This window comes from Algoriphagus sp. NF, assembly GCF_028823735.1.
Taxonomy (GTDB): Bacteria; Bacteroidota; Bacteroidia; order Cytophagales; family Cyclobacteriaceae; genus Algoriphagus; species Algoriphagus marincola.
In genome coordinates, this window is record NZ_JAPEIB010000003.1 from 99,568 (window position 1) to 124,390 (window position 24,823).

Sequence of the window (24,823 nt, forward strand, 5' to 3'; positions counted from 1 at the left end):
AAGCATCAAAAGATTATTTCGGATTGGGTATTAAAGTTTTAAGGCTTTGTTGATGATAGACTTCTGCTCCTCTACGTGTACCTTATTATATCCTGTGGCAGGAGATGCAGATACCTTTCTGGCTATGACATCCAAAGGAAGTTCTTTGTGAAGCAATCTTAAGATATAAGTCCAATAACCCATGTTTTCTGGCTCTTCTTGAACCCAAACGACCTCAGCACCTTTGTAAGGCTTTAAGGCCTCCAAGATTTGCTTTTTAGGAAGTGGATGCAATTGCTCGACTCGGATTATTGCAACTTGATCAATTTTTTCCTTTTCTCTTACTTCCTCAAGGTCGTAATACACTTTGCCTGAGCAAAGAATAACACGCTTCACTTTTTTAGGATCAGCATTGGAGTCTGTGATGATTTCCTTGAATGAACCACTAGTAAACTCATCAAGCGGAGACATCACTTTAGGATGACGCAGGAGGGATTTCGGAGACATAACCACGCAAGGTTTTCTGAATTCCCATGCCAATTGCCTTCTCAAAAGGTGGAAGAAATTAGAAGGTTCGGTAATATTTGCTACCACCATGTTGTATTCAGCAGAAAGCTGCAAGAAGCGCTCTGGTCGAGCATTGGAGTGCTCTGGACCTTGTCCTTCATAGCCATGCGGTAATAACATCACGAGACCATTTTGCTTTTGCCATTTTGATTCTCCAGAAGAAATAAACTGGTCGATCATAGTTTGGGCGCCATTAGCGAAATCTCCGAACTGTGCTTCCCAAATGGTCAACGAATTTGGATTTGCCATTCCGTAACCATACTCAAAGCCCAAAACGGCATACTCAGAAAGCAAGGAGTTGTAAATGGAGAATTTTCCTTTGCGCTCCGGCATTTCATGAAGTGAGTTGAAAGGCTGATTGGAATTCGCATCATGGATGACCGCATGACGGTGTGAGAATGTTCCTCGCTGAACATCCTGACCTGTCAGTCGGACTGTCTTTCCTTCCAAAAGAAGGGATCCATAAGCCAAAAGCTCAGCTGCAGCCCAGTTCAGGGACTTACTATCGAAAAACATATCCTTTCTTTGCTTCATCTGAACTTCAATCTGCTTGATAGCCTTGAAGCCTTTTGGAATGAAAGTAAGTGCTTTTGCTACTGTCTCTATAGCTTCCGAACTAACTCCGGTTTCTGGAGACTTATCAAAATCCTCTGGTTTAGACCTCCTTAAGGTACCCCACTCCCTCTCGAACTTGGTGGCTTGGTAAGGCAAAGGTTTTTCCTTGACCATATTCAATCGATCCTGAAGCAATTGTCGGAATTCTTTATCCATTTGCTTCGCGATTTTAGCATCAATATCACCTCGCTCGGTAAGCTTTTTGATGTAGACCTCACGTGGATTCGGGTGCTTGGAGATAATATTGTAGAGCTCCGGTTGAGTAAATTTCGGCTCATCTGATTCATTGTGACCATGACGACGATAGCATACCATATCCACAAAAATATCCTTACCGAATTTTTGTCTGAATTCAGCTGCTAGCTTCGCTGCAAAAACCACTGCTTCTGCATCGTCTCCATTCACGTGAATCACCGGTGCATCGATAATCTTTGCTACATCGGTACAATAAATCGAGGATCTCGCGTCATCAAAATCTGTAGTGAAACCAACCTGATTATTGATCACAAAGTGAATAGTGCCTCCAGTATGGTAACCTTTCAGCCCAGCCATTTGGGTAACTTCATAGACAATCCCTTGCCCGGCCACAGCAGCATCTCCATGGATCAAAATCGGCAGTGCCTTGGTTGCATCACCTTTGTGCTCCGAATCAATTTTGGCTCGGATAAATCCTTCTACCACTGGATTTACAGCTTCCAGATGCGAGGGATTTGGTGCCAACTTTAGGTGTATTTTTTTGTCCTGTGGAGTGACGATATCAGAGGAGTAACCCATGTGATATTTCACATCTCCATCACCCATGGTCAGATCAGGCTTTGCTGTTCCTTCAAATTCAGAGAAAATTTGCTCGTAGGTTTTACCCATGATATTGGCAAGCACATTCAATCTACCTCTGTGTGCCATTCCTATCATCACCTCTTCAGCGCCTAAATTGGCAGCACCATTGATAACTGCATCCAAAAATGGAATAGTACTTTCACCACCTTCTAGTGAAAAACGCTTTTGACCAAGGTATTTGGTATGGAGAAAATTTTCAAATACAACAGCCTGATTAAGCTTGAAAAGGATACGCTTCTTTTCTTCAGTAGCTGGATTAAAAGCTAAAGCCTCCTTTTCAACTTTGGTCTTAAACCAGTCTAATATTTCAGGATCCCGAATGTATAGGTACTCGAAACCCATCGAACCTTCATAGATCTTCTTTAATGCACTGATGATATCAGACAACTTAGCTTTACCAATCCCTATCTCATTACCAGCTTGGAATTCAGTATTCATGTCTGCATCGCCAAGGCCAAAATCCTGTGGATCGATCAGTGCCTTTCTATCTCTTCTTTCACGAACTGGATTGGTTTTAGATCGCAAATGAGCTCTGGACCGATGAGCATGAATCAAGGCCCGGACCTTAATCTCCTTAGGCAATTGCTCCATATCCATGATGGTACCGGGAGTTGCTAAAGAGCCATTTTTTGCTGTACTGGGCGCTGAAGCAGGTGCAGCAGATCCGTTCTCCTCTTCACCGTAATTGGTCAAGGCGAAATCGAATCCGTCAAAAAATTCTTTCCAACTTGGATCTATGGATTCAGGGTCGGATTTATAAGATGCATAAAGCTCATCGATGTAAGAAACGTGTGCGTTTGCGATATACGAAAATTTGTCCATGGTTATTTTGAATAGGCTCAACAAAACTAGCCTTTAAAAACGATATTAAAAAACCGTATATTCGTTTATTCAAATATACATATAGAAAAAAATAGCGGTATTTTCATACCGCTATTTTTCAATTATTTAGAACTTATCTCAACTGAGGCCAAGGTTTGCCATCATTTGATTTAACAGTTACCAAACCTGTTTCTCCATCGGAGTTTAACCATTGGAAAACAAGATTATTAGCATCGACACTTACAACTGTCATGCTATAGGAAGCACCGTACTTATCAGCACCTGTCATTGACAAAGCACCGCAAGCATCATTAATTCTAACACTTCCACTTCCCCAAGAATCACCGTAGCAATCCCAGAATCCAAAGGTACCATCTGTAATGGTATAAGCTCCTGGAGTTGAAGCTACAGGATTCCAAGTAGTCGTACCGGTAATAGTGCCAGCACAAGAACCATAAATAGATTCCATGTTAGACTGCTCAAACTCATAAGTACCTCCCAAATCAGAAGGACAAATTACTGCTACGTTATAAAAGAAAGGTGAGGCATAAAAAGGACTACCCTTCACGTTTGCATCAGCATTAGAGTCCGTAAACACTCTTCCAAACTTATCATTCAGAACAAGCCTAAATTCAAAAGCATCTGCACCTTCAATATCCGCAGGAGTAAGACCTAAAGCTTGGATAGCTTCAAGTGCAGGGATTTCAAAGGAAGTTCTTAAGAATCTAGATTCTGAATTAGGTTGGAAATCAGAAGCCTGAAGTGTACGAACCAATACATCATCCGTACCTATAGCAGGAATATATTCCAATCCTACACCAGGAATCAATCTTCTATGTCTAACTCTAATTTCAACGGTTTCTACAGTCGCTCCATCCTCAGCATCTACGGCTTCAAGTGTGAGCGCAAACTTAGAATTGGCTAAATCAAAGAAATTGAACGAGGTGCTTGTTCTAGAAATAGTTCTAAGATAAGCTGCTGTATCAAAATCACTGTACGGAATATTTGGCTCAACAAAGTCTCTACAGGAACTCAAAAAGACTAGAGCACTCAAAAACAGTCCGAAACTATATTTTAACATTTTCATATTTTTCAAATTTTTCGGTTAATAAACCCAAGCGTTACCAGCTGGATTAGTATCCCAGAACACCTGTACCGTTTGATCTGCCTTCTGAACAGCATTATTGTTCGTAGTCAGGTAGTTTAATGGATAGAAGAACGATCTTGGGAAATTACCAAAGTTTTGCTGTAGGCCTGGCTGCATATTATCAGGCTGACCTGTTCTTCTGTAAAGGTTAAATGCCTCTACACCATTACCATAAAGCGCTAACCAATATTCTCTACCAATAATTCTCATTTTATCAGTGTCCGTGCTTGCAGAAGAATATTCATTCGAAATATAATTTAAGTAGTTAGTAACTTGCTGTGTATAAGCATCGTCCGATGTAAAGCTTCTGATTGTTGAAGCTTCCGGGGTTGATGTTGCGAATTCACGGACAAATTCCATATTCTTTCTAATACCAGAAGTGAGATAAGCAGATGCATCTCCAGTAGTACCAAGGAACAAGGCCGCTTCAGCCAACATAAAGTCTACATAAGAAGCCAACATAATTGGATGTATTCCTGCTCCTTGAGCACCAAGAGTAATATTGTTAACTGGTGCAGCAGAATCATCATCAAACCGACCTCCAGCTGGGTAAACACCCCATACACTTCTTCTGAGACCATCTGGTGGAATACCGTCTGGATTCAAGTGATCACGTCCCCAATATCCTCTTTCACCAGGAAGACAATAAATAAAGCCATTAGCTAAATAATGCGCTGGAGGAATAGTACCAATACACTCTATTTCATCTGGGTCAGTACTATTTACCGTTGTCTGACGATAGATGTAATATCTCACTCTAGGATCATCGAAACCTTTAGCCTCAGTCAAGTGCCACATATAGTAGGTGGATTGATAGTCTCCGCCTCCACTAACATAAGTACCTGTAAATCTAGGATGACGTGAATCCGGATCAGCACTTGTAGTACCAAATTGGAAAACAAAATCATCGCCCTCTCTTAATAAGTTATTACCAGCTATCAATGCATTGATCGCAGTAGCAGATTCAGAGGGATTTACAAGTCTTGTATTTAGATAATACCTTAACTTCATGGTGTTTACTAATCTTGTCCACTTACCATAATTTCTACCATAGTAAAAATCATTTGGAGAACCAGAAGACTCAGGCGCATTGAAATGAGCCTCTGCTTCGTTCAGTAGTGCTAGGGCATCACTGTAAACTTGAGCACCTGGATCAACATTCGGAAAGAAATTACTTGGATCCAGTGCCTCTCTGTAAGGAACATCACCATAAGAATCCACCAAGTGGAAAAGGACCATTGCTTTGATAGTCTTTGCAATTCCTAAATGCCTCTGAAGATTTGATTCTTCTGCAAGTGGAACAAGAAAATCGATATCAGCAAGAATTCCAGCGTAAGCATTAGACCAATATCCATTGGTAGTGGTAGGAGTGTAAGCTCCTTCATACTGAGCACTACCTTGATTGATCATTCTTGTCAATCGCATTCCATCGTCACCAATAGTATTAAATACACCTTGGTATCCTAATTGAATGCTATTTAATAGGAAGTCCGGGTTAGCTGTACTAGCATTTACCGCATTTGGATCTTCCTGTAAGTCAAGGTCACATGAAGCAGCAAATACCATTGATGCTGCGATCATAAGACTATATATTTTTCTTTTCATAATTCTACAGTTTTGGGATTAGAATGTAAGGGTTACAGTTCCACCAAATCTTCTGGAGCTAGGACCAGTTACAAAGTCAAAGCCCAAACCATTACCTACACCAGTTCCTAACACGTCCACATCATAGTTCATGTTCGGTGGGAAGTTAAGTGCAAGGAACCAAAGGTTGGTACCGCTCAATGCGATAGATGCTCTCTTGAAAGGAGTCTTAGCCATCAAGTTCATAGGTATATCATATCCCAAGGATACTTCTCTTAATCGAATCATTGATCCATCAAACACGTTCGGTTCATCTGTTGCACCCTGATAACCAGCAAAGAAGTAGTTTGACGCAGTGATTTGAATATCATTTGGAGTTCCATCCTCCTTCACACCTGGCATGATAAACGTAAGTTCTCTATCTACAACAGGATCTTTTGTCACACCTCTAGCAAGGGTTGCAGTTACTGTATTTGAGAATACAGCTCCTTTGTGACGATATTCCATCATGGCGCTTAAAGTGAAGCCTTTCCAAGAGAATGAGTTGATCCAGGATCCATTCCAACGAGGGTTCGGGTCTCCCAAGGTAACAAGGTCAGCAGAGGGCTTGTAAAGACCATTGGCCAAAACAATTGGCTCGCCTGTTTGCTCATCTCTTTCGAATCCGATACCCTTGATTACGTTGAATGGCTCACCAGGAACTGCAAAGTTACCTAAGGTTGTAAATCCAGCAACTACGATTTGATCCAAACCAGCTCCCAATTCCATTGTAACTGATCTATATAGACCCCAGTTGATGGTAGAGTTCCAAGTAAATCCTGAAGCAGTAGATACAGGAGTTACAGTAGCTTGGAATTCAACGCCTCTTGTACGAATCTTACCAATGTTAATTGCAGTGGAAGTAAATCCAGTTGCAGGATCAATTGGAGATTGAGTAATCAAATCTCTTGTATTCTTCTCATAGAGTGATAAATCAAATGTCAACTTGTTGTTGAACATGACTCCTTCCACACCAAACTCAATTTCCTCATGAAGTTCAGGCTTCAAGTTAGGGTTACCTAATGTATTTGCAACTGCATGTGTTTGAGATACAGTTCCATCTACATCAAATGCACGAGATGTTTGAGCTAATACGTTTCTAGTTCTATATGGTCTTGGGAAACCAGCAGAAGTACCATAACCTAAACGTATTTTCAAATCATTCACGGTGCTACTATTCCAATTGAAAGCAGTTCCAGGAATGAATGAAACAGAAGCACCCGGATAAAGAATTCTTCTATTCTCCGGCTCTACAGTAGAGGTCCAGTCATTACGAGCAGAAAGGTTAAGGAACAAATAGCTATCATAATCCAAGGTTACGTTAGCATAAACTCCCATTCTTCTCTCCTCTTGGGTAAAGTTCATATTTCCACCTCCAATAGCATTTCTACTTGCAGAGGTTTCAAAGTTTTGGTGACGGAAAAGACCGAAGGCCAATTGACCTTGAGAAGAGATTCCAGATTGAACATAGCTGTCATAACGACTATTTCCACCTATCAAAGCAGACATACCAAACTTGTCTGAAAACTCTTTAGTCCAAGTCAATACCAAATCTTGATTCCAGATAGTATTCTTAATATTGATTGTAGTGTACAAACCTGATTGTACTGCCTGAGAACCACCTAAGTGACCTTTATTATACTTCGACTCTTGAGTTTCTGTATAAGTATCTAAACCAATTCTGTAGGTTAAAGATAGATTATCATTCAAGTCATATATCAAGGAGGTTGAATTAAAGAATCTAGATACATCAGATGTATTCTGATAGTATTTAACTAGCCATCGCGGATTCAAAATTCCGTTATTATTTCTATAATATGTAGGCCTTTTTGTTACTGGATCTTCGAAGGGAAGACCTCCCAAATCAATAGAACGCGGCGTAAACAAAACCTCTGCGAAGGCAGAAGGAATACCACCACTAGCACCAGAACCAAAGGCTGCGTTTACAGGTGGGGATTCCAAATCTGTGATAGCATAAGTGAAAGATGACTTAACAGTCAGCTTATCGGATACTGCAGAATTGATACCCAATCCAAAGTTATATTTCTTCAAATTGTTGCCTGGAGTAAATCCATCTTCATCTGTGTAACCGAAACTAGCACTATAACCGGTTCTGTCAGAGCCACCTGCGATTTGAACAGATGAATTAGAAATCAAGCCAGTTCTGAAGAAAACCTCGGAAGGATCAGCATAAGCCTTATACTCATAATCGATTGGAGTACCTCCAACAATTCCATCTACCCAAAATTCAGGAAAGGCTTCTCTTACGTATGCCACACCTGAAACCGCATATGGATGCGGAATAACTCTTCCTTCATCCATTCTTGGACCGAAGTTGGAGAAGAATAATCCCGGAGCCTGCTGGAATCCATTACCATAAATCTGACCATAAGTAGGAAGCGAAGCTGCCTCGTTGGTAAATACAGATTGATTGATAGTCACTTCAGCAGCCTTTCTCTTAGAGGAACCAGACTTGGTAGTGATCAAAATTACACCATTTCTACCTTGGTCACCGTATAGTACGGTAGCAGAAAGACCTTTCAACACAGAGATATTCTCAATGTTGTTAGGGTCAATATCCAAGAATCGAGATGAAGTTGTAGTACCACCCGTTGTAAAACCATTTTGGGCGTTGGTGCTTGTGTTGAAAGGAACACCATCTACTACGAACAAAGGCTGGTTAGAACCAGTCGCAGATGAATAACCTCGGATTACCATGTTAGTACCCGAACCAGACATACCATTAGTAGAAGTGATATTCACACCTGGTACTTTTCCTTGCAATACACGTGCTACGTCTTGCTCAGGTCTGTTCTCGAGTTGCTCATTACCTACAGAGGTAACTGCATAACCCAAGGCCTTTTTCTCACGCTCGATACCAATCGCCGTTACTACCACTTCGGATAGTTGCTCGGCATCAGTAGTGAGCGTCACATTAATCACGGTCCGGTTGCCAATGACCTCTTCCTTCGTTTCTAGACCTACGAAGGAGAAAATCAGCACCGTGCCTCCATCTGGGACACTGATGGAATAATTACCATCCAAATCGGTGGTAGTACCCACAGTTGTACCCTTCACGAGGACAGTTGCACCTGGCAAGCCAAGTCCATCTTCGTCGGAAATTACCTGTCCGGTAATTACCCGCTGCTGCGCCGACACCTCATAGCTGAGGGTCATGGTGAAAAGCGCAACAACAAAGAGTAAAGCTTTTCTCATAAGGTATTTAGTTTAGTTGATTTGTAAAGAAAATTCCTTTCTGTGGAATTTCAAAATTTCGAAATTTTGAAAAATATATTAAAAAAGGATATTTTAATATTTAAATATTTATATTTAAAGTTTTATCAATTGAAATATCTAATCATTTATTGGTTTTTTATAATTATTGAGAAAAAAAGAAGAATGAACGGTAAAAATTTGGTTTGCACGGCTTAAAAAGATGATTATTTGGATCAAAGCCCGGTATTAAGAAATTTTAACTGTTTCACTCAAATTATTTAACATTCGCAAAACAATATTTGGCCAAAGCAATTTTTTCGAATAATTAAATAAAAATTTACTGCTGAAAATCAGGGAAAAAATTTAATTGATTTTTGTCAATCTGAATTTTTAAGAACTTTTAGACCCCTATTAGCTAAGAATTAAAATAAAATTCTGATTGCTATATTTGAAACAAAAAAAAGATTCAAAAATTTAAAAAAAATCAAATTCTGGGTCTAATTCTTTTGAGAAACATTAGATTTTTTGCTGAATCAACAAAAGTCAGTTTATTTTTTTATCAAAAATCGAAATTTTAAAGAGAATATCTCAGAGTCAAGGCTGCTTCATCTTCCCATAACTTTGTAAAGTCTGTAAAATTATAAGCAGGCTTCCAATATAAGCCTACATAGAAGTTACTACGGTTAATATTATACTCTAAACCCACTATCGCATCTACCCCAAAGACATTGTAATCTCGATCAATTTTATAAACCCAGGGTGGTTCTCCTTTGCCATCTTTCCAAATCCCATAATGGGCACCCGCTCCTACATACCACTCTAACCCCTCAAACTCTCGAATATCCCAGTGATGCTCGTAAAGTACGGCTGCCACCCAGCCTTTCCATCGATTATAAACCAATAGGTCAACTGCCCCTGTTTCTGAAATAAACTGCTTCACTGTAGCTCCGACATTAGTGCCTCCGGTAACTCCCACCATGGTATTGTAGCTGCCAACTTGCGAAAATGCAGGGCATATCAATACGAAGCTTAAACCAAAAATCAAAAGTGCTTTTTCCATCTCCTCTTTTATAATGATCAAAATGTAAAGATTTTTTCAGGAGTTATGCAAAAATCTAAAGGAATATCATGACTCTCATAAGACAATGAGGGCTCTGGTGCAAAGTAGCTTAAGCCTACTTTTACCGGATCGAAATCAATGTTTGCCAGAAATTTATCATAATACCCTTTCCCAAAACCAATTCGATAGCCTGACCTATCATAAGCCAAGAGGGGAAGAAATATCAAAGAGAATTCCTTAACCTCCACCTCTTGGTAATAATTTGGAAAGGGGATTCCCCAGGTTGATGTTTTAAAAGAAGTATTAGGCTCTAAAAAAATAGTCTCCATATCGAGACTTTCAGAACTGATTTTTGACGAGTAAACATCCCATCCATTCTCCCAAAACCATTCAAGCAAAGGAAAGGTATCCACTTCCTTCTGTTTTTGGATTGGCAGAAAAAGATGAACCTTTTTCGGAAAATCCCCGCTCTTCAACCAATCAATCGCTCGAGCTTTGATTTTCTGATCAAGATCCATTTTATCCTGATCGCTCAGTGCAGCTCGCTTCTTTTTATACTTCTCCCTGATATACTCTTTGCCAGGAATCATAATTCAATCACAATCATAGAATAGTCGAGCGGATCAAAGGCTTTGTAAAGCTTCTCCAAAAACTCATCATCAGCTAGATAAAACTGCATCATATTTACCACTCGCTCTTGTGGAGTACCGCCTGGGGCGGCATAATCCAAAATTGCCCTCGCCCGCTCAAGAGAAATATGCTGTCTTCTCTCCTCTGCTTTTCGGAGTTTGCGGCTCATTTGATTGAGAATCTTCAGAGAACGCACTTTTGCAGCTTCAAATGACTGCTCCAAGCTCTTTTCAAGATTTTTAGCTTCCTTTCCCTTCTCTTCATAAAGCGTTGCAAGGGTAGTTCGCTCATTTTCCAAACTCACATCAATCGATGCATGCTTGGCCACAAATGATTTCTTCCACTCATCAAAGTCCTGGAAGATATCCTCCACTTGCCAGTCCAATTGCTCCAGCTTTTTCTCAAAAAGCGGCTCTAGCACCAGCGCAAAATTTCGAGGTAAAAGAACTGGAACCGGAACTTTGAAATGATCAAACACTCCTTTCAATTGCAGCCAATAAACTGTCTCGGAAGGTCCTCCCAAGTAGGCAAGGTTTGGTAAAATAGTCTCCTGATACAGTGGGCGCAGGACTACATTTGGACTAAAACGCTCCGGATGCTCCTCGATGAGTTGCTCGATCTTAGATCTGGAAAATCTTAATTCGGTATTCAGCACCACATATTCATCCCCTTGTTGCTCAATTCTCTCTCTGACCCCTTCATCCAAGTAAAAGAAGTTGATCTCTCGAGGAAAAATCTGCCCTCCATAACCCAAAGATTCCAAAGACTCGGTTTTCAAAACAGCTTCCCTATGAGGCGTGTGAGAAAATAAATCTTCCCGCATTACCTCCTTGAAAAGCGACTTGAAGCTTGCCTCTTGGGCATCTACAATCAACAAGCCCCTTCTCCCAAAAAGCTCATGTACATACTTGCGGACAGCTTCCTTCAAGGTCTTCGAAGAACCATAGGCATCCTTGAACACATCCGCTGCAAATGGAACAGTCTTGGCAAATTCCTTGAAACTTGCATCTAGCTCAAAATTTCCAACGGCGCCGCTTTGATTGGTCTTCCACTGATATTTTTTCCCATCTAGCTTGAAATAGTTGATTTCATCAAAATCATGATCTTCAGTAGCCATCCAGTAAATCGGCACAAAATGGTAATCAGGATATGCTTCCCGGAGTTTTTCGGCCAAGCGAATGGTACTGACGATCTTATATATAAAGTATAGCGGCCCGGTGTATAAGTTCATCTGATGACCTGTGGTCACAGTAAAGGTTTTGGAATCAGCTAGTTTCTGAAGCTGTAATTTTTCCTCTTCAAAAAGTTCGATTTCGGAATACTGTGCAGTCAAGGTTTCGCATAAAACCTGGCGATTTGTATCAGAGAAATGCTTTTGTTCAATGGCTTTTTGGAAGCTCTCGATTTTTGGTAAATGATTGTAAAAAGGTCTTAGCTCCGCTTTTCCTTCAATGTAGTCAAGAAAAAAATCAGAAAATTGATTCGTCTTTCGCAGGTCAATACAGTGATACTCCATGGATGATGAATGGTGGATTTTCGATAGCAAACTACTGATATTCATTCAAAGTTCGGCTTTTTTATGAAAATCCATGGAGACTTACATAAGCGGAAATCTTTTGGCGATAAATAAATAATCCAAATCAAATCCCCTTTTTGACTGTTGTAATTTGAAACCAAAAAAATTCAAAAAAGCGTAGCTTTGCTTTCCATGAGATTTCGATACGAAAGACATTTTCTCGACAACGGACTGGAAGTAATTATTCATCCGGACCCAAATTCCAAAATAGCTGTTTTTAATCTCCTGTATAAGGTAGGTTCAAAAGATGAAATACCCAGAAAAACCGGCCTGGCGCACTTTTTTGAGCATTTGATGTTTGGTAGTTCGAAAAATGTACCGGTTTTTGACCGGGCACTCGAGCGGGTAGGCGGTAATTGCAATGCTTTTACCAGCCCTGACATCACCAATTATTACATGACACTACCATCAAGCAATTTGGAAACAGCTTTTTGGTTGGAGTCTGATCGAATGTTGCAGCTCACTTTGGTGGAAAAAACCATCGAAACGCAGCGGAAGGTGGTCTTGGAGGAATTCAAGCAGCGCTATCTCAATCAGCCCTACGGTAATACCTGGCATCTGCTCCGTCCTTTGGCCTTCCATTCCCATCCTTACCGTTGGCCCACTATCGGAGAAACCACAGAAGACATCGTCAATTACACAGAAGACGATGTTTGGGATTTTTATAAAACACACTACGCTCCTAATCGAGCCATCTTAGCTGTCGGAGGAGGCGTGAATCCTAAAGAAGTACTGAAGCTGGCAGAAAAATGGTTTGGCTCCATACCAGCATCGGCTCAAGCACGCCTAGAATCCACAAAAGAAAAAGAGCAAAAAGAGCGACGAGCACTCACTTTCCAAGCAAACGTGCCTACCGATGTGCTCTACAAAACCTATAAAATGCCAGGCAAAGGAGAAGATGGCTACCTAGAAGCGGATCTGATAACCGACTATCTGGGATTTGGAAAGTCATCCCCCATGGAGCAAAAGCTGGTGAAAGGCCGAAAAGAAATTGCCTCAGCCGGAGCTTATATTTTGGGAAGTCAAGATCCCGGTTTATTGGTATTTAGTACCCGGATGGATCCAAGTTCCAGCAGCGAAGTGGGAGAGGCTATATTGGATGAATTTTTAGCTGATTTTCTCAAACAAGGAATAGACGATCATAGTCTTCAAAAGATAAAGAATCAAGGAGAGGCCATGAAAACTTATGAGTCCATTCAACTGATCAATCGAATGATGAATCTTGCCATGTATGCAAATATGGGCCATCCCGATCTCTATTGGGATGAGTTTGATCGCAAGTCATCCATCGGAACAGACCAGGTAATGGATTGGGCAAATCGACTACTCCGACCTGAAAAATCTAGTGTTTTACATTATCAAAAAGAAATATCATGACTCCCTTTCGAATAGGATTTGGATACGATGTACATCAGCTGAAGGCTGATCAGGATTTTTGGTTAGGAGGGATCAAAGTTCCCCATACCAAAGGCGCAGTGGGACATTCTGATGCGGATGTACTCATCCATGTGATCTGCGATGCCCTACTCGGCGCAGCCAATATGCGGGATATTGGTTACCACTTTTCAGACAAAGACCCAAAATTCAAAGGGATTGATAGTAAAATTTTACTAAAAAAAGTGATGGAACTGATCCGAAAGGAAGGATTTGAAATTGGAAATTTGGACACTACCATCTGCCTTCAGAATCCTAAAATCAATCCACACATCCCTGCAATGAAAACCTGTCTGGCAGAAGTCATGGCAGTGGACGAATCGGCAGTTTCCATCAAAGCCACGACCACCGAATGGTTGGGTTTTGTAGGAAGAGAAGAAGGTGTTTCCGCCTATTGTGCAGCTTTGATTTATAAAGTATGAGCGAGAAAGTAAAAATCATAACTACCGAAGATGGCTCTCACTCCCTCTATCATGAGGGTTTGAAAGAGACCTATCACAGTTTTCATGGGGCCTATCGTGAATCGCTCCATGTTTTTTTACTCTACGGCTTGGACTCCTGGCTAGCCAATAATCCTAACCGGTACCCACTTCGGGTATTTGAAGTGGGTTTTGGTACGGGGTTGAATGCCTGGCTGACGCTAGTCTGGGCAGAACAGTATCAAATACCTGTCCTTTACCATACGATTGAGCCTTTCCCTCTTTCGGAAGAGGTTTACTCCCAATTGAATTTCATTCATCAGAATGATGCCATCTGGCATTACCACAAGTTCTTTGAGGCACTTCATAAGGCTCCTTGGAATGAAGGCGGCCCTCTTTCAGAATACTTTAACTTCAAGAAAGATCAAGTATCCTTGGAAGAGGCACAACTCTATCCTTCGGATGTCGTATTTTTTGACGCTTTTGCGCCAAGCAAGCAACCGGAGCTTTGGGAAAAGAATATGCTGGAGAAGGTGACCAAGAGCATGCGCCCCGGCGGACTTTTCACGACCTACAGTGCAAAAGGTCAACTCAAACGAGATCTTCGTAACTTAGGATTAGAAGTAGAATCTCCTCCAGGACCTCCGGGTAAAAAAGAAATGACCCGAGCTTGGAAGCCGGGTCAATAAAGATTTTGATCGCTTATTTCTTTCCTTTAGGCCGAAGTGGTCTGCACTCCACCTCTGCCACAAAGTAATTGGGATGCGTTTCCAGCGTCTGTACGATGGTCGTGGCCACATCCAACGGCCGCATCATGTTTTCATGGGCATTCATGCCGGGTATTTCGTCAAAGAAATTGGTCTGCACTGATCCAGGGTAAATAGTAGACACCTTGATACCGAAGTCCCGCAATTCCATATACAAGGAATGGGAAATCCCTCGCACCGCGTGCTTGGTACCCACATATCCGGCAAACTGATTGACTCCGTTTAATCCAGCAATAGAAGCCACATTGATGATATGCCCTTCATCGGCCTTTTTCATAGCAGGTATCAAGCGCTTAGTGGTATAGAATATTCCATGGACATTGGTATCAAACATCGCTTTCCAATCCTCAGATGAAAACGTCTCGGTAGGTCCTGCAATTCCAAAACCGGCATTATTGATCAATATTCGAATATCTTTTCCCAGCTTCTCAGTAGTCTTTCTGAAGGCAGCATCTACTGAGGCCTCTTGAGCTACATCACACTTGAAAAAGTGAAAATTTTCATGATCCAAATCCGGCTCATTTCTACCCCATCCTGCGACGATGCTTCCTTTTTCCAGTAAAATCTTAACGACTTCCAGCCCAATTCCTTTGCTGACTCCTGTGACTACTGCCACTTTATTTTTAATATCCATGATTCAATTTGTTTAGATAAGAGTAAAACAGATTTTGGGCATTTGGTTCGATGAAAAGGGAATTTTTCATAGTGCTAAACAAAATTGCTTTGAAATAAATAACTTGCTCTCAAACCATCAACCAAATTTTATAATGAATAAATTAACCATTGTTCTGTTTTTGATTAGCGGAATGGCATTTTCCCAGTCCAAACTCAGATCTGATATCGACCAAAGAGCAGCTGAAATCGAAGATAAGGTCATCGAATGGAGACGGGATATTCACCAAAATCCAGAATTAGGAAACCAGGAATTTAGAACTGCCAAAAAAGTCGCAGATCACCTCCGTAGTCTTGGTATCGAGGTCACAGAAGAGGTAGCGGTGACCGGCGTAGTCGGAGTCCTTCAAGGAGGAAAACCAGGCCCAACGGTGGCGCTTCGGGCGGACATGGATGCACTACCTGTGACTGAGCGGGTAGACTTACCTTTCAAATCCACCGTGACTGCTACCTACAATGGTCAGGAAACTGGCGTCATGCATGCCTGTGGACATGACACCCACGTGGCTATCCTGATGGGCGTAGCAGAAATCCTAGCAGGGATGAAAGATGACCTTGCCGGAAATGTCAAATTCCTATTCCAACCTGCAGAGGAAGGAATCAATGAGCCCGGTGTAACTACTTGGGGAGCCAAGCAAATGGTCGAAGAAGGAGTCATGGAGGATGTGGACGCCGTATTTGGCTTGCACATCGGATCACAAATGGAAGTGGGAAAAATCGGCTATCGATCCGGTCCTGCCCTAGCAGGTGTAGATGAGTTGGAAATCACCGTGCACGGTACCCAAGCGCATGGTGCTTCCCCTTGGTCAGGCGTGGATCCGATTGTTACCTCTGCCCAAATCATCAATGGATTCCAGACCATTATCGCTCGGAATGTGAATATCACTGAGGCTCCGGCTATCGTGACAGTAGGTGCAATCCACGGAGGCATCAGACATAATATCATCCCCGAAAAAGTCGATATGATCGGAACCATCCGGACTTTTGGAGATGAGCAGCAGGCATTGGTTCACAAACGAATCACCGAGATAGCCACTCATATCGCTGAAAGTGCCGGGGCGAAAGCAGATGTACGCATCAAAAAAATGTATCCCTCAACAATTAATGATCCTGAGCTAACAGAGATGATGGGTCCAACCATTTTGGCAGCTGCAGGTGATGGCAATGTGCTTACCAATCCGCTGATCACCGGAGCGGAGGACTTTAGCTTCTATCAACGGGAAAAACCTGGACTATTTATCTCTTTGGGAGGTATGAAAAAAGGGGGAGACCCAACCAAAACTCCCTCACATCATACACCTGATTTCTATATCGATGAAAGTGGCTTTATACTCGGCCTAAGAGTGATGAGCTATTTCGTAGTAGATTATATGGGAATGAATTAAACCAAAAAAGGAGACTCTAAATCAGTCTCCTTTTTCATTTTAAACCATAATCAATTACTTAATTTTTGCCTTTGCACCTTTCTTTAAAGTGATGATGATTACGCCATTTTTTCCTTTCTCACCATACAATGAGGTAGCACCTTTATCTTTCAGCACATTGATACTTTCAATATCATTGGGATTGATATCTAGTTGCTCCATGGATGATTTCTCTATGGTTCCATCATCAGATTTGATTACGAATAGCGGCTGATCTCCATTACTACTTCCCGCAACTACTATATCTACCTTTGATGATGGGCTAGTGGTAGAAAAAGTAGAAGCGGAAGGATAACCAATCACTACCTTTTGGCCGGAACGAAGACTTGAGACTCCAAGTGTACTTGAAGCACTTCCCGAGCCAGAACTTCGGAATCCATAGAGTCTAGTGGTTTCACTCAATTTCTCGATTTGTTCTTCAGTCAATTCATTTTTGATGGCGACCAAGGTACTAAGTTGCTTTCTCTTCAATTGCGCCTCATACTTTAGAATCATATCCAAGACTGTTAGCACCTTTGTTTGATCTATTGGCCTTTGCTCAAGGAGCTTTTCAAGCTCAGCATTAGTAGCATCCAAGTCCCATTTGAGCGTAGAGAATTCTCCGGCGTTCTCAGCATGGATTTTTTTGATTTTAGTGGCTTGAGCATCTGTCAGGTTGATCTTTTCTCTTGCTTCCATGATTTGGTCAGCTGAGTACAAGTTCTTTTTGAAAATGTCCTGAGCCATCGTCAGGGACGAAAGCAGGAAAAGGGCGGTTACAAATAAAGGTTTCATCTGTTTATAATTTGATTTTTAGTGGTCAGATGGAATGCCCTGTGTAATCGTTCCCTTTATGAGAAGCAATTCTCATGGGCATTTCATAGGTATATAAATAGTTGGTTTAGCTTAGAATTCTGTGAGTAAGGAGGATGTACTGGATTCCCAGACGTCGATGTAGGCTTTTTCCTCGATGGTAAATTCCTGCTCGTTATTTTCATTTTCCTGAAGGGAAATAATAATCACCTCAGAAGGTGCTTCTGCGACCGGCTCCTGTTGGGTCAATAGAAATCCGCCCAAGAGCAAAGTGGCCGCGATTCCACTAGGAATCCACCAATTGAAGCTTCGTACCTTCGCCTCCGGAAATTCGGGAATTGGGATATTTTGATCCTGCTTTTTCATGTCTGAGAAAAAGTTTTCAATCAGTTGATCATTTTCCATCATATTCCAAGTTTTGAGATTTTACGATTAATTCTTTCAGTCTCTTTTTTCCGCGATCGTAATGTGTACGCGCGGAGCCTAGGCTTATTTGAAGGACATCGGCACTTTCTGCGATTGTCAATTGGTGGTAAAAGACCATCAACATGACTTCACGCTGCATGGGTGAAAGCTGCATAAGAAGTTTCTGGTAATCCAGCTCCTCTTCATTTTCAGTCGGCTCATCCTCCAAATCATAATTTTCTTGTAATGCCACCCAATTTCCTTTCTTTCGGAGTTCGTCGATTGCGGTGAAGCGAATCACCGAAAATAACCAGGGTTTTACTTTTTCGACCTGTTGGAGGCGTGCCTTACCCTCCAAAATCTTCAAATAACAAATCTGCAAGACATCCTTAGCTAGCTCTTCCTCAAAGCCACAGCATTGACGGGCCCAGAGATAGGCTTCCCGATGATGGTTTTTGAGTATGTTTTCTAGCTCGCTGTGATTCATCTTCGTCTTGTAATCGTAGACTTTACGAAAAATATGACAGCGGGCGACAGATTTCTTAAGGATTTTCTCTGACTCGGAAGAGATATGCCAAGGAAAGCTCCAAATTGGTGGAATTCATATCAAAAATTCGATCCTGCCCCTCCGGATTAGTGAAGTCATAGGCAAATCGGAATTCCACCGCAAGGGTGCTTTTCCCAAAAAGCTTAGAAATTCCAGCGCCTGCATTTAAGCCATACATAAAACGATTGGGTCGATCTTCCGGTCCGCCATAGGTAGGGATCTCAGGAGTCGCAGCACTGGTGAATTCCCGCTGCACATCTCTTGCATTAACTAGAAAACCCAAGTGAGGCCCGACTTTTATTTGAAACCTACCTGATCTACCCGCATAAAATGAGGCAAAAAAAGGCACTTTCAGGTAGTCAAACTCTGTCCGATTTTCAGGAAGGGTCACGGCATTTTCATTTATCTGTCGAAAGCCCAAAGTGATCCATTGCAGGTTCATTTCTATCCCGGCATTCTTGGAGGTGAAATGCTCCACGACAAGCGCAAAAGTAGGTCTGACAACACTCTCGGTGCTTTGTGATCGAAAATTGGCTGCCGGCTGATAGGAGTAGGACGAAGAGGTGTATCCAGCCCGAAAACCCACACTAGTCTGAGGGAAGGCCTCAAAAGCCAAGAAAAGCATCAAAAAAGCTAGGAGTATTTTTTTCATTTGATATAATTCGTTTTTCCAAGGCCACATGGAATCTCGCAGATTTTACGATAATTCCAGTGTATGACGGCTAATTTATGCCTATCTGCTTCATGGATGCTCGATTTCATTTCTGAGTTGAATTGATCGTAAAGGTGCCAGAAATCGGCTTTCCGTCCAAGCTAAGCCCTCGGATTTCAACAGTCATCGGTCCCCCAAAATCATTGGTGAAAAAGCTCAAAACAACCTCTCCGGACTCATCGGTTACTAAGTTCCCATTCCAATAGAGGGTCCTTCTTAGATCCTCATCTACTTCCTCACCCCCTTCATAAGCTACCTGATAAAAGCTTCTCGGAGGTTCATAGCCCTCAATTACAAAATTTGAAACCGAAGAAGTCAAAACTGGATTAGCTTGATTACTTAGACCTTCCTTAAGATAGACCGCTATTACCCCATTTCTCCCCTGATCCCCCAGCATTGAAACAGTCCTTGAGACGATTTCAACCCGATCGATATCATTGGGATTGATATTTCGGAGATTATCAGCCGCAGTCGCGCCCGGCGCGGTCACCAAAATAGCCCCATCTACCATGACAAGTGGCTCCATGGAACCGGAGACCGAGGTAGCGCCTCCACGAAGCCGGATTTGCTGCTGACCCGAAGCACCCGCTACGGTAACACGCATTCCTGGCACATTTCCCGCCAAGCTATTCACTAGGTCCACCGAGCTGCCCGTAGCCATCAGTTTGTCGGAAGTCACCACAAAGTCTGCTCTTCCATAGATCGCCTTGGGGGCTTCCAACGATTTGTCTTCCACCTCAACCAGCTCAAGATCTTCTGTCTTCAATTCTTTCTGAGAAATGGGCTGATACGAAGGATCTATTTTGAGCTCTGGCCAATTCACAGATGGAAAGGCTGCCAAAGGCGCGGCCAGTTCTTCTTTCATTTTCACCTCAGAAACGGGTTTGCCTCTAGAATCTGTGGCTTGAATGGCCAGCCTCAAGGGGCCATAAAACTCCATGCCCTCCAATTTGAACTGACCACTTCTATCAGCTTCCAACTCGACGATTCCTTCAAAATTATTGACAAACACAGTAACAGCCCCCGAAGTCCCTTTTCCTTTTTGATCCAAGATCAATCCGCTCTGCTCCAAATTAGTCTCTATCGGGTATGAGAAACGCTCCAATCCAATGTTGTCAGGTATTTTCTCCAAAGCCAGTGCTTCTTCTGCAGGCTTGATCTCTGGAAAGCTTTCCACTTGAGCCTGATCAATGACAGAAACTGCCAATCGCGCTGAAAGTGCCCTACCAGCCTCATCCACCGTTTTTATTTTCAGTTGAATTTTTTCCCTCGGTCCAGCTTTCTCCGGATTTGCTTCCAACAAAACATTTTTGGATTTCAAGGCTAGTTTGGACCCGGATTCTAGCATTTGATTGGGTCGTAGGATTGGAAGGGGCTTTAAGAAGAGGTGGTCTGGACCATAGTTTCGGTTCCAGTTGGTATATGCTCTTAGATAATACTGATTATCCGTTAAACTATCCGGGATGTAAAAACTCCCCCCAGCTGTACCGTTGAAGATTTTATACTTCTTTCTGAAAACAAAGTCCCGATCGGCAGACACCAGCTCCACATGCAAGACCTGACTCAATTGCTTCTTGAGATATGGATTTCCATAATTGATAAAAGCCTGAATAAAGACTTCTTCCCCAGCTTGATAGTAGGGCCGATCTGTGTGCAGGTAAACCCTCTCTTGATAGTTTGCGGCTGTTTTATCTAGATTCCGCAGTTGGATAGCGCGTTCGGCATCATAGTCCAAAGGCAACATGGAGGCGACACGTCTTCTATCCATATCACCGGAAAACACTACGTCTTGAGGGTTGAGAATCATACCATTTTCACGGACTCTTACCTGATCTCCTTTGACTTCTATCCAAGAAATGGGATAAGGCGCATCCTTGTAGGTATTGACAGTAGTATAGCCTTTTTCGTAGTGAATTTCTATTCTTCCCTTGAGATAAATCCAGTATTCACCGGGACGGTCAGCCGCTGTCACCAGTTGATCAGGCTTGTAAGGAATGACTGATTTGCCCAATTCATCGGCAAAAATATCCGAACGCATATTTCGGGAATCTGCCGCACTCGGCCGCTCTCCATACAGGTAAAAACCCTCCTTTTCATGAGTACCAGAGATCATGGCTCGGAACATATTCTGCGGAGATTTGGAATACACGTCCATACGATTCCGATCCCATTCCTGCTCCTGTTGATCAGACTCAGCTTCCAGCTCCTCAAATCTTGCTGCACCCGCAATCCGATAATTAACCGGATTATCATAAAACTCCTGCAAATTGAAGGTGATTTTATAGCCCAGATATTGATTGAGTATTTCGATAGGCAGTTGGGAACTTGCCAAAAAAGTATTTCGCTCTTCTGATTCAGGAAAGTCCACTACCCAGGGATTGGAAATTTCGGTTTTTGCTGCAATAGCATCATTCCCAAGGAAAAGGTTTTCAAATTTCCGTAGATCCCGCTCCCAGGATTTATCCCGTTTAGCCTTGATTTCCACATCCGAAAGCTCTGTCTCCAAGGGCTCCAAAGAAACATTCAAGGTCAGCTTGCCTCCAGGGTTGAGGGTGACTCGTTTCGTCGTGGCTATGTAGCCTAAAAACGAAAATCCTACTTCCAGCGAACCCGGCGCAAGGTCCGTTAAAGTGAATACCCCATCCAAATCCGAGGTAGTTGAGATGGTAGTATTATTTACAAATACATTGCAAAAAGGAAGAGTTTCTCCCGTGTCGGCATCCTTAACAGTTCCAGTCAAGGTGGCTGTTTGCGAATATACTAGAAATACCTGAGTAGTCAGAAATGCTACTAGGAGAATAAGTTTCTTCAAAGGAATGAGAAGTAATTGAGGCTCCAAATTAGAAAATGTCAGCTGATTAATCCTCATTTAAAACGAAGGTCCCATAAATGGGTTCACCAAGGTCAGTCATCCCTCTGATTTCAACCAAGAAAGGCCCTGCAGTCTCATTCAATTCAAATTCTACAGGAATCGAAAGGGTATTTTCATTCGAAATCAAGGAAGGACTCCAATATAGCGTAGGGTTAAAAGGTCCCAAAAAAGGAAATTTTTCTCTTGATTCTTGAACTTTATTAAAATTCACATAGTGCTGAAAACCCTCTAGTTTAAAGAGATTGAAGTTGTTTTGGGTCTTTGCGAATTCCGCTCCTGTTTTTAGAAAGATAGAAATCAAGCCATTTCTTCCCTGATCACCATACTGTGGCACTATTCTTCGAATGATCTCTATCCGATCAATGGCAAACACATTTAAGCCATCCAAAACACGATAGACGGACTCACCTGCTGTTGCACTATTGACCATCCCGCCTGAGACAGTATTTGCTGGGACTCCGTTTATTAAAATCAAAGGCTCTCCTCCTCTGAATCTGACAGACATATTGGGGGGTGAGCCCACCACATTCATTCCCGGCACCCTTGCCATCAGGGCATAAATAAACTGCATAGTAGAACCCACTAAATTCAGTTCTTCACTTTCGATAACATTGTCAGGAATTCCATAGATCATGGTACCAAAATATTTATCCTTTTTAGCCTCAACTTCTGCTGCTTCAAGAAGTATTTCTCCTTCAGCCAAGGGCTTCAGAGGCTGAATATCCTTGTCAGGAAGTATTCCTCTTCGCACCACCTCTGGAAAGTCCATTCTCAAATCAAGCTCCTCACTTGGATAAGTTTTGAGATCGAGCTTTATGGTCCGAATGGGCTGGTTTTGGACACTTATTGCTTTAAGATTAATCTCAAAGTCTTCCTCAAACCCTAAAGATGAAAAACCAAAAGAACCATCTTTTTCTGATCTGATTTTTCGTTCGTCATCATACCCATTTATAAAAGCTTGGAGAGAACCTCGAATAGGATTCCCTTCATCGTCTTGTAGCACACCCTCAAGATCAAAACCCCGCTCTATCGAATAGTTGAAATTCTCAATCTCACCTTTGGGATTTTTTTCTGCTAGCTGCTCTTCTATTCCCCTATTCTCTGGGACATACACCGCTTGCTTTAAATCCAAAACAGCAAGTGAAAAATTTGCATTGATTGGCTTTCCTTCATCTGAGGCAATCATCACATTTAAAGTGACTTTCTCTCCTGCCTTATAGCTTTGCTTATCGGTGAAGACCTTTACGTTTTTCGATTCTAAGCCTTCTGATGAAGCTTTCGGCTGGCTAAAATGATCCAGAATCTGAATTGGCAAAATATGCTCGGCTTGCTTATAGTTTAAGCTCCAGGTCGTATAGGCTCTTACAAAAAAGTTACCCGTTTCGGAGAGATCCGGCAGGGAAATTTGGCCGGCGCTAAAGCCATCGGTAATCTTAAATACCTGGTGTGACCAAATAAAACCCACTGTATCGATCAGCTCGACATGCAACACTTTGCTTAAATCCTGAGCAAGAACAGGATTGGTATAGCCAAGGTATGCTTTGAACAGGATTGTCTCTCCTGGCCAATAGTGTCTTCTATCTGTGTGAAGATAAATCCGCTCTTGCATGGTTTGGGCACTCTTCTCCAAATTTGCCAAAGCAAAAACCCTATCGGCATTAAAATTTTGAGGAACTGCATAGATCGGATTTGTTTCAAAAAGTGCTCCCCGCCATTGCAACTTGGACCAATCAGTCGGGGCGCCATTCAGTTTCACCTCAAGCTTTTCTCCTTCATAAAACATCCTTCCCTTGCTACCGTCTTCCCCCACTATTTCCAGAGGTTTGTCAAAGCTTAATAAGTACTCTCCCTCCTGATCTGAAAAAGAGACCTCCGGGTTGGGATTAGAACTAAAACTGGCAAGTTTACCAATCATCAATTGTGACAGAAAATAAGTCGGGCTTTGCTGATGGATCCTTAGCCGATTGCTCCGCCTTGTTTCTATTCCTCCATCTTCCGCTAGGTCAAAGTAGGAGTAAGCAAGCAATTGGGGCTCTTCATCCTCCAAAATAAAGGGGCTGAAGTAGACGGTGACCAAATAGCCCGTTTCTCGGTTAGAAAAGTAAATGGCTCCTTGAGAAGACACCTGTGTTTTCTTACCGGGTCGTTTTTCAAAAATTAATTGGTCAGAATTCAAAAGCTCCACCTGCCATGCACTGGGATGCTCACCCAAAAACTTTTTCTCCACCGCATTTTTAAACTTTTTGAGTTTGCCTTTCGAGAAATCAGAAGGTGTAAACCCAGCCAAAGGATCAGGTTCTAGGGAGAATACGAGCTTTTTTGTTTTTCCGGTTGAGGCCGAAATAGTTTGAGATTGGGAAATATATCCACTCCCCTTTACCTGAATTTCCCATTGTCCGTTCTGCACATTATTTAGCTGAAACCTTCCTAAAGAATCAGAAAAAGTCTGATAGGTCGTATTATGGATAAAAACATGGATATCCTGCAAAGGCATACCCGTATTTTTATCGAGTACTTCTCCTTGTATCCGGCTTGATTGCGCAAAAACCAAGGAAAGCGGTAGAAAAAGAATCAAAAGTAAAATAGAAATCCTCATGCTCCTGCTAAAAAAACAACGGATGAATTAAACTACATCTCTAATAAATAAAAAACTTGTGTAATTCCGAAAAAATTAAAAGAAAAAATTCTGTTTAAGATTTTGAGGCTG

General features: G+C 42.0%; 18 protein-coding genes. 4 read left to right on the forward strand and 14 right to left on the reverse strand.

Going from position 1 to position 24,823, the window contains the following annotated elements; genetic code table 11:
• Window positions 1–30: 30 nt before the first annotated feature.
• The 7 genes from OU792_RS02300 to bshC form a co-directional block, all read right to left on the reverse strand.
• Entirely contained in the window at window positions 31–2,820 is a 2,790-nt protein-coding gene (locus OU792_RS02300) for a 2-oxoglutarate dehydrogenase E1 component (protein WP_134202604.1), read from the reverse strand.
• Window positions 2,821–2,953: 133 nt separating this feature from the next.
• Complete coding sequence (locus OU792_RS02305) at window positions 2,954–3,907, reverse strand: hypothetical protein (RefSeq protein ID WP_134202605.1); 954 nt, start codon at window positions 3,905–3,907, stop codon at window positions 2,954–2,956.
• 18 nt (window positions 3,908–3,925) lie between these two features.
• The gene (locus tag OU792_RS02310; RefSeq protein WP_274669357.1) at window positions 3,926–5,572 is read right to left on the reverse strand and encodes a SusD/RagB family nutrient-binding outer membrane lipoprotein; all 1,647 of its coding nucleotides are present in this window, start codon (window positions 5,570–5,572) and stop codon (window positions 3,926–3,928) included.
• An 18-nt stretch (window positions 5,573–5,590) separates the two neighbouring features.
• Window positions 5,591–8,806: a SusC/RagA family TonB-linked outer membrane protein gene (locus tag OU792_RS02315; protein WP_134202607.1), complete on the reverse strand. Its 3,216-nt coding sequence runs from the start codon at window positions 8,804–8,806 to the stop codon at window positions 5,591–5,593.
• Window positions 8,807–9,380: 574 nt separating this feature from the next.
• Window positions 9,381–9,887 (reverse strand): hypothetical protein, encoded by a 507-nt coding sequence (locus OU792_RS02320; protein ID WP_134202608.1) that lies wholly within the window; start codon window positions 9,885–9,887, stop codon window positions 9,381–9,383.
• The gene (locus tag OU792_RS02325; protein ID WP_134202609.1) at window positions 9,884–10,456 is read right to left on the reverse strand and encodes a 5-formyltetrahydrofolate cyclo-ligase; all 573 of its coding nucleotides are present in this window, start codon (window positions 10,454–10,456) and stop codon (window positions 9,884–9,886) included. The genes OU792_RS02320 and OU792_RS02325 overlap by 4 nt, the downstream gene beginning before the upstream one ends.
• The gene (bshC, locus tag OU792_RS02330; protein ID WP_274669358.1) at window positions 10,453–12,057 is read right to left on the reverse strand and encodes a bacillithiol biosynthesis cysteine-adding enzyme BshC; all 1,605 of its coding nucleotides are present in this window, start codon (window positions 12,055–12,057) and stop codon (window positions 10,453–10,455) included. The genes OU792_RS02325 and bshC overlap by 4 nt, the downstream gene beginning before the upstream one ends.
• 147 nt (window positions 12,058–12,204) lie before the next feature.
• Here bshC and OU792_RS02335 point away from each other — a divergent pair, with 147 nt between their 5' ends.
• From OU792_RS02335 to mnmD, 3 genes are read left to right on the forward strand one after another with little or no spacing between them, the layout of a single operon-like run.
• On the forward strand, window positions 12,205–13,449 hold the full coding sequence (locus tag OU792_RS02335; RefSeq protein WP_134202610.1) for a M16 family metallopeptidase: 1,245 nt from the start codon (window positions 12,205–12,207) through the stop codon (window positions 13,447–13,449).
• Complete coding sequence (gene ispF, locus OU792_RS02340; protein ID WP_222584515.1) at window positions 13,446–13,928, forward strand: 2-C-methyl-D-erythritol 2,4-cyclodiphosphate synthase; 483 nt, start codon at window positions 13,446–13,448, stop codon at window positions 13,926–13,928. The genes OU792_RS02335 and ispF overlap by 4 nt, the downstream gene beginning before the upstream one ends.
• Window positions 13,925–14,614: a tRNA (5-methylaminomethyl-2-thiouridine)(34)-methyltransferase MnmD gene (gene mnmD, locus OU792_RS02345; RefSeq protein ID WP_274669359.1), complete on the forward strand. Its 690-nt coding sequence runs from the start codon at window positions 13,925–13,927 to the stop codon at window positions 14,612–14,614. Before ispF ends, mnmD begins: the two co-directional genes overlap by 4 nt.
• 13 nt (window positions 14,615–14,627) lie before the next feature.
• Here mnmD and OU792_RS02350 read toward each other — a convergent pair whose 3' ends face one another.
• Window positions 14,628–15,326: an SDR family oxidoreductase gene (locus OU792_RS02350; RefSeq protein WP_274669360.1), complete on the reverse strand. Its 699-nt coding sequence runs from the start codon at window positions 15,324–15,326 to the stop codon at window positions 14,628–14,630.
• A 133-nt stretch (window positions 15,327–15,459) separates the two neighbouring features.
• On the opposite strand from OU792_RS02350, the gene OU792_RS02355 reads away from it, so the two are divergent.
• A complete protein-coding gene (locus OU792_RS02355) occupies window positions 15,460–16,749 on the forward strand; it encodes an amidohydrolase (RefSeq protein ID WP_274669361.1) in 1,290 nt (429 codons plus the stop codon).
• Window positions 16,750–16,803: 54 nt separating this feature from the next.
• On the opposite strand, the gene OU792_RS02360 is transcribed toward OU792_RS02355, so the two are convergent.
• From OU792_RS02360 to OU792_RS02385, 6 genes are all read right to left on the reverse strand, one after another.
• The gene (locus OU792_RS02360) at window positions 16,804–17,562 is read right to left on the reverse strand and encodes a Spy/CpxP family protein refolding chaperone (protein WP_274669362.1); all 759 of its coding nucleotides are present in this window, start codon (window positions 17,560–17,562) and stop codon (window positions 16,804–16,806) included.
• A gap of 111 nt (window positions 17,563–17,673) precedes the next feature.
• Window positions 17,674–17,988, reverse strand: coding sequence for a hypothetical protein (locus OU792_RS02365; protein ID WP_274669363.1), 315 nt, complete (start codon window positions 17,986–17,988; stop codon window positions 17,674–17,676).
• A complete protein-coding gene (locus tag OU792_RS02370; RefSeq protein WP_274669364.1) occupies window positions 17,975–18,472 on the reverse strand; it encodes an RNA polymerase sigma factor in 498 nt (165 codons plus the stop codon). Before OU792_RS02370 ends, OU792_RS02365 begins: the two co-directional genes overlap by 14 nt.
• Before the next feature lie 55 nt (window positions 18,473–18,527).
• Window positions 18,528–19,184: an outer membrane beta-barrel protein gene (locus tag OU792_RS02375; RefSeq protein ID WP_026947872.1), complete on the reverse strand. Its 657-nt coding sequence runs from the start codon at window positions 19,182–19,184 to the stop codon at window positions 18,528–18,530.
• A gap of 106 nt (window positions 19,185–19,290) precedes the next feature.
• Complete coding sequence (locus tag OU792_RS02380; protein WP_274669365.1) at window positions 19,291–22,113, reverse strand: carboxypeptidase regulatory-like domain-containing protein; 2,823 nt, start codon at window positions 22,111–22,113, stop codon at window positions 19,291–19,293.
• Complete coding sequence (locus tag OU792_RS02385) at window positions 22,103–24,712, reverse strand: carboxypeptidase-like regulatory domain-containing protein (protein ID WP_274669366.1); 2,610 nt, start codon at window positions 24,710–24,712, stop codon at window positions 22,103–22,105. The genes OU792_RS02380 and OU792_RS02385 overlap by 11 nt, the downstream gene beginning before the upstream one ends.
• Between the last annotated feature and the right edge of the window lie 111 nt (window positions 24,713–24,823).

What these genes read in the sequence shown, in the direction of transcription:
- OU792_RS02300 (WP_134202604.1), bottom strand. Translation starts at nt 2,820, where the DNA reads ATGGACAAATTTTCGTATATCGCAAACGCACACGTTTCTTACATCGAT.
- OU792_RS02305 (WP_134202605.1), bottom strand. Translation starts at nt 3,907, where the DNA reads ATGAAAATGTTAAAATATAGTTTCGGACTGTTTTTGAGTGCTCTAGTC.
- OU792_RS02310 (WP_274669357.1), bottom strand. Translation starts at nt 5,572, where the DNA reads ATGAAAAGAAAAATATATAGTCTTATGATCGCAGCATCAATGGTATTT.
- OU792_RS02315 (WP_134202607.1), bottom strand. Translation starts at nt 8,806, where the DNA reads ATGAGAAAAGCTTTACTCTTTGTTGTTGCGCTTTTCACCATGACCCTC.
- OU792_RS02325 (WP_134202609.1), bottom strand. Translation starts at nt 10,456, where the DNA reads ATGATTCCTGGCAAAGAGTATATCAGGGAGAAGTATAAAAAGAAGCGA.
- bshC (WP_274669358.1), bottom strand. Translation starts at nt 12,057, where the DNA reads ATGAATATCAGTAGTTTGCTATCGAAAATCCACCATTCATCATCCATG.
- OU792_RS02335 (WP_134202610.1), top strand. Translation starts at nt 12,205, where the DNA reads ATGAGATTTCGATACGAAAGACATTTTCTCGACAACGGACTGGAAGTA.
- ispF (WP_222584515.1), top strand. Translation starts at nt 13,446, where the DNA reads ATGACTCCCTTTCGAATAGGATTTGGATACGATGTACATCAGCTGAAG.
- mnmD (WP_274669359.1), top strand. Translation starts at nt 13,925, where the DNA reads ATGAGCGAGAAAGTAAAAATCATAACTACCGAAGATGGCTCTCACTCC.
- OU792_RS02350 (WP_274669360.1), bottom strand. Translation starts at nt 15,326, where the DNA reads ATGGATATTAAAAATAAAGTGGCAGTAGTCACAGGAGTCAGCAAAGGA.
- OU792_RS02355 (WP_274669361.1), top strand. Translation starts at nt 15,460, where the DNA reads ATGAATAAATTAACCATTGTTCTGTTTTTGATTAGCGGAATGGCATTT.
- OU792_RS02360 (WP_274669362.1), bottom strand. Translation starts at nt 17,562, where the DNA reads ATGAAACCTTTATTTGTAACCGCCCTTTTCCTGCTTTCGTCCCTGACG.
- OU792_RS02365 (WP_274669363.1), bottom strand. Translation starts at nt 17,988, where the DNA reads ATGATGGAAAATGATCAACTGATTGAAAACTTTTTCTCAGACATGAAA.
- OU792_RS02370 (WP_274669364.1), bottom strand. Translation starts at nt 18,472, where the DNA reads ATGAATCACAGCGAGCTAGAAAACATACTCAAAAACCATCATCGGGAA.
- OU792_RS02375 (WP_026947872.1), bottom strand. Translation starts at nt 19,184, where the DNA reads ATGAAAAAAATACTCCTAGCTTTTTTGATGCTTTTCTTGGCTTTTGAG.
- OU792_RS02380 (WP_274669365.1), bottom strand. Translation starts at nt 22,113, where the DNA reads ATGAGGATTAATCAGCTGACATTTTCTAATTTGGAGCCTCAATTACTT.
- OU792_RS02385 (WP_274669366.1), bottom strand. Translation starts at nt 24,712, where the DNA reads ATGAGGATTTCTATTTTACTTTTGATTCTTTTTCTACCGCTTTCCTTG.